Annotated in this window: 4 protein-coding genes; 3 read left to right on the top strand and 1 reads right to left on the bottom strand. The window is 68.8% G+C overall.

Annotated features, from left to right (window positions below):
• The 3 genes from VFP86_05850 to speD all read left to right on the top strand — a co-directional run.
• The coding region (locus VFP86_05850) for an acyl-CoA thioesterase (protein ID HET8999151.1) at positions 1 to 778 on the top strand (778 nt) is incomplete at its 5' end.
• Positions 771 to 1,256 carry a small multi-drug export protein gene (locus VFP86_05855; protein HET8999152.1) on the top strand — a complete coding sequence of 162 codons (486 nt, stop codon included), beginning with the start codon at positions 771 to 773 and terminating at the stop codon, positions 1,254 to 1,256. The genes VFP86_05850 and VFP86_05855, both read left to right, overlap by 8 nt.
• A 29-nt stretch (positions 1,257 to 1,285) precedes the next feature.
• Positions 1,286 to 1,768 carry an adenosylmethionine decarboxylase gene (gene speD / locus VFP86_05860; protein HET8999153.1) on the top strand — a complete coding sequence of 161 codons (483 nt, stop codon included), beginning with the start codon at positions 1,286 to 1,288 and terminating at the stop codon, positions 1,766 to 1,768.
• Positions 1,769 to 1,778: 10 nt separating this feature from the next.
• Here speD and VFP86_05865 read toward each other — a convergent pair.
• Positions 1,779 to 4,100 (bottom strand): LuxR C-terminal-related transcriptional regulator (locus VFP86_05865; protein ID HET8999154.1); only part of this gene is annotated, 2,322 nt, incomplete at its 5' end.

The raw sequence follows: 4,100 nt of genomic DNA on the forward strand, positions 1-4,100 counted from the left end.
CGAGATCGTCACGGTGTCTTCCCAGGTCGAATACATCGGCCGCACGTCGCTTGAACTCGGAGTGGAGGTGTACTCTGAGCATCCGCGCAGCGGCGTACGCCGCAGGACGACCTCATCGCATCTGGCGTTTATCGGGCTCGACGAACACGAGCGCCCCCGTCCGGTGGGGGTGGTGATCACCCCCGCATCCGACGCCGAGGCGGCCATGCACGCGGCGGCCGCCGCGCGAAAAGCCGACCGGACCGCCCGGGCCCGCATCGCGGGGTCCGCCGGCCTGCCCGCGATTCTGGAACACGGACCCGTCCACCGCGCCGTCCAGTTGAGCCGCCTGATCATGCCGGAGGACGCCCTGAGCGGCACCTTGATGTTCGCCGGCAAGCTCCTGGCTATGCTCGACGAGATCGCCGGCATTTCCGCCATCCGGTACTGTCACCTGCCGACCGTGACCGCATCGCTCGATACCGTCTATTTCACGCACCCGCTGCGGGTGGGGCAGGTCGCCGATGTGCGGGCGACGCTGACGCATGTTGGGCGTTCCTCACTGGAGGTGGGCGTGCTGGTGGAGAGCGAGGAGCCGTGGACGGGGCAGCGCCATCACACGTGCACCGCGTTCCTGACGATGGTGCATCTGGATGCGAATGGCCGGCCTGCGCCCGTCCCCGCGTTCACCCCCGACACCCCGGAGGAGCGCCGTCTGTGGCAGCAGGCCGAAGCCCGCCGGGCCCAGCGAAAGCTGCGGATCGCCCGGCTTCGCGCCTCGAGCCGTCGAGATGTCTGACGATATCCTGCAACGGGTCATTCATGTGATGCTCTGGTCCATCGCCCCATTTATCGAGCTCCGCATCGCCATCCCCTATGGGATCACCAAGGGACTGCATCCCCTTGTCGCCATCGCCGCCGCGGTCGCGGCCACGTGGGTGGTGATCGTGCCGGTGTTCCTCGTGATGGACCTCTTCTATGAACGCTTCATCTCGCGGATCCCCTTGGTCCGGCACTTTGTTGAGGAGGTCCGCAAACGCGGCCGGAAATATGTGGAACGATGGGGGGTCGTCGGGGTGGGCGTCTACGTCAGCCTGCCGCTGCCGGGACCCGGCGTCTATTCGGGGACCGTGCTGGCCTGGCTCTTCGGGTTGCCGCGGCGCCAGGCGATCATCTCGCTCGCGCTCGGGATCCTGGTCAGCGCGATCCTCGTGGCGGGGATCAGCACTCCCGTGATTGCGCTCATTCGCAAACTCATGCAGTCGGTCGAGCACTGAGCACCGCGGGCCAGCCCAGGGGGTGATCGATGGAAACGGTCGGGCACCACTATATCGTGGAAGGGTCCGGGTGCAACCCCGAGGTGATCAGCCGCGTGGAAGAGGTCGAGCAAATCATGGTGCGAGCCGCCGAGGTCGCCAACGTGCAGGTGTGGGCGATCTCGTTTCATCGGTTTAGCCCCAACGGCGTGAGCGGGGTGGTCGTGATCTCGGAGTCCCACCTCTCGGTGCACACGTGGCCCGAGGATGGGTATGTCGCGCTCGACATCTACACCTGCGGCGAGGCGGCCAAGCCCGAGGCGGCGGTCCAGTACGCGCTCAAAGCCTTCGGGGCCGGGAACATGCACATCACCGAGGTCACGCGGGGTCTGGACGAGAAGGACAAGGTCTTCTTCCACAGCATGATCACGTGGGAGGAGACGATCCCGGACAACATCCTCAACCACAAGCCGCGCCGCCGGCGCCGGGTCACCAGGCGGAGGCGGACGTCCCTCGCCGCCCGAGGGTCGTAAGCGGGGAGGCTCACAGGAGTCCGCGCCGGATCGCCACGACGGTGGCGTGCGCGCGATTGTCGACCCCCAGTTTGTTCATCGCCGAGGTGACGTGAGATTTCACCGTGCGTTCAGCGATCGCGAGCGCGGCGCCGATCTGTTTGTTGGGCAGGCCCTCGGCGATGAGGCGCAGGACGGCCTGCTCGCGGTCGCTGAGGACCGAGGGCGATCGTGCCTCGCCGGTCGCGGCAGCCCGATCCGGCCCGGTGCGCGTCAGCGGCTCGAGCGCGGCCTGCGCGAGGTCGACCGCCCCGTCCGCCGACAGCGCGTGCCCCTCCGCCACCGCCGTGCGGTACGCCGAGTCCCCCATCTGCTGGCGTGCGCGGGCGGTGATCTCCTCTCGTGCCTCTCGAACCGCGGGTCCAAAGACAATAACGTCACCCGTCCACTCGCTCCACCCCTCCAGCGCGGTCAGCAGGCGGACGGCCTGGTCGAGGTCGCCGCGGTGCGCGCTCACCAACGCGGCGGTCGTCACCGCAAACCACGGGGCGCGCGACTGAGCCGTCTCACGTGCGGACGTCAGCGCCGCGATTGCCATCACGGCGGCTCCTACGTCATCCCGCCGCTTCAGCTTGACGAGGGCGAGAATGCTCATCGCGACCACCGCCAGGCGCCTGTTTCCCACCGTGCGGCAGAGGTCCAGGCCTTCTGTGAGGGTGGCCTCGGCCCGGTCGAGATCTCCAAGACGCATACACGCCAACCCCAACCTGACCACCGTTAGAGCCTGCCCCCGGAGATCCTGGAGCTCTCGGCACAGGGCGAGGCTCCGCTCCTGCAGCGCCTGTGCTTGCGGAATGTCGTCCTCGAACATGGCGATCATGCCGAGCCGGGTGAGGGCACGAGCCGTCGCGGCCGGGTCGTGGAGGGCCTCCGCAAGTTCCACCGCGTCCTGCAAGAACCCCCGGGCTGTTGGGTAGTCGCCCAGCGTCCCGGCGAGGGTGCCGGCGCCCACCAGCGCCTTGGCGCGGGGCTGCGGAGGGCCGTCCGGGCTCAGCGCGAGGGCCTGCTCCAGCCACCGGCGTCCTTCCCGCAGGTAATCGCGGATCCACCAGAAGTCAGCCAGCGCCCCGGCGAGGCGCAGACTGAGTTCGCTGTCTCCCCGCTCTCCTGCCCACCGCAGCACCGCCCGGAAGTTCTCATGCTCCTGTTCCATCCGGCGCAGCCACGCTTGTTCCTCGGCGCCCCACAACTCCGGTTCCGCCTGCTCGGCCAAGGCAAGGTAGTAGTCGGCGTGCTGCTGTCTCACGGTGTCGAGGTCCCCGCTCGCCGCGAGCCGCTCCAGTGCGTACTCGCGGATCGTCTCCAGCATCCGGTACCGCAGATCCGCATCCCCGGCGCCTTCGGTCTGCGCCAGGCTCTTATCGACGAGCGAGGCCAGCGTCCGCCAGAGGGGAGCGCCCGAATCCCGACGCTCGACGATGGCCTCGGCGGCCTCCAGCGTCCACCCTCCCGCAAAGACCCCCAACTGCCGGAACAGCTCCTGCTCACCGCGGTCCAACAACGCATGGCTCCATTCGATCGCGTCCCGGAGGGTGTGATGCCGGAGCGGCACGTCTCGCGCCTCTTCGGTGGAGAGGAGCGCCTGCCCCCGTAACCGCGCCAGCATCGCCGCGGGCGACAAGACGTTGCTGCGGGCCGCGGTGATCTGGATGGCCAGGGGCATCCCGTCGAGCCGGTGCAGCAGCTCGGCCAGCGCGCGGGCGTTCGCTGCCGTGTGGGCAAAATCCGGCTGGACCAGCCTGGCCCGCTCCAGAAAGAGGACCGTTGCGGGCGCTTGGGCGACGGTCTCGAGGCTGGGCCGGGCGAGCGCGGGCATCGCGAGCCCCTGCAGGGGCATCCGTTGCTCCAGGCGGAGGTTCAGCGGCTCGCGGCTCGTGACGAGCACTTTCACGTGCGGGCAAGTCGTCACCAGGTCGGCGATCCGGGTCGCCGCGGGCCGGACATGTTCGAAGTTATCCAGGACTAGGAGGACGCGGCGGTGTTTCAAGTAGGCGTCGACGCGCTCGCGGGGAGAGTGGGAGGCGGCGTCTTTGAGTTGCAGGGCCTGCGCGATCGTGGCGTCGATGTGGGTGGGGTCCTGGAGCGGCACTAGATCGATAAACCAGACCCCATCGGGGAAGGCCCCCTCCACGCTGCGGGCCGCGGCGAGCGCGAGCCGGGTTTTGCCGACGCCGCCCGGCCCCATCACGGTGAGGAGGCGCACCGAATCGCCGAGGAGGTGGTGGCGCAGGGCCTCCAGTTCCCGGTCCCGGCCGATCAGGGGCGTGGGATCCGAGAGGAGGGTAAAGGGCAG

Source organism: bacterium, from assembly GCA_035703895.1.
Taxonomy (GTDB): domain Bacteria; phylum Sysuimicrobiota; class Sysuimicrobiia; order Sysuimicrobiales; family Segetimicrobiaceae; genus Segetimicrobium.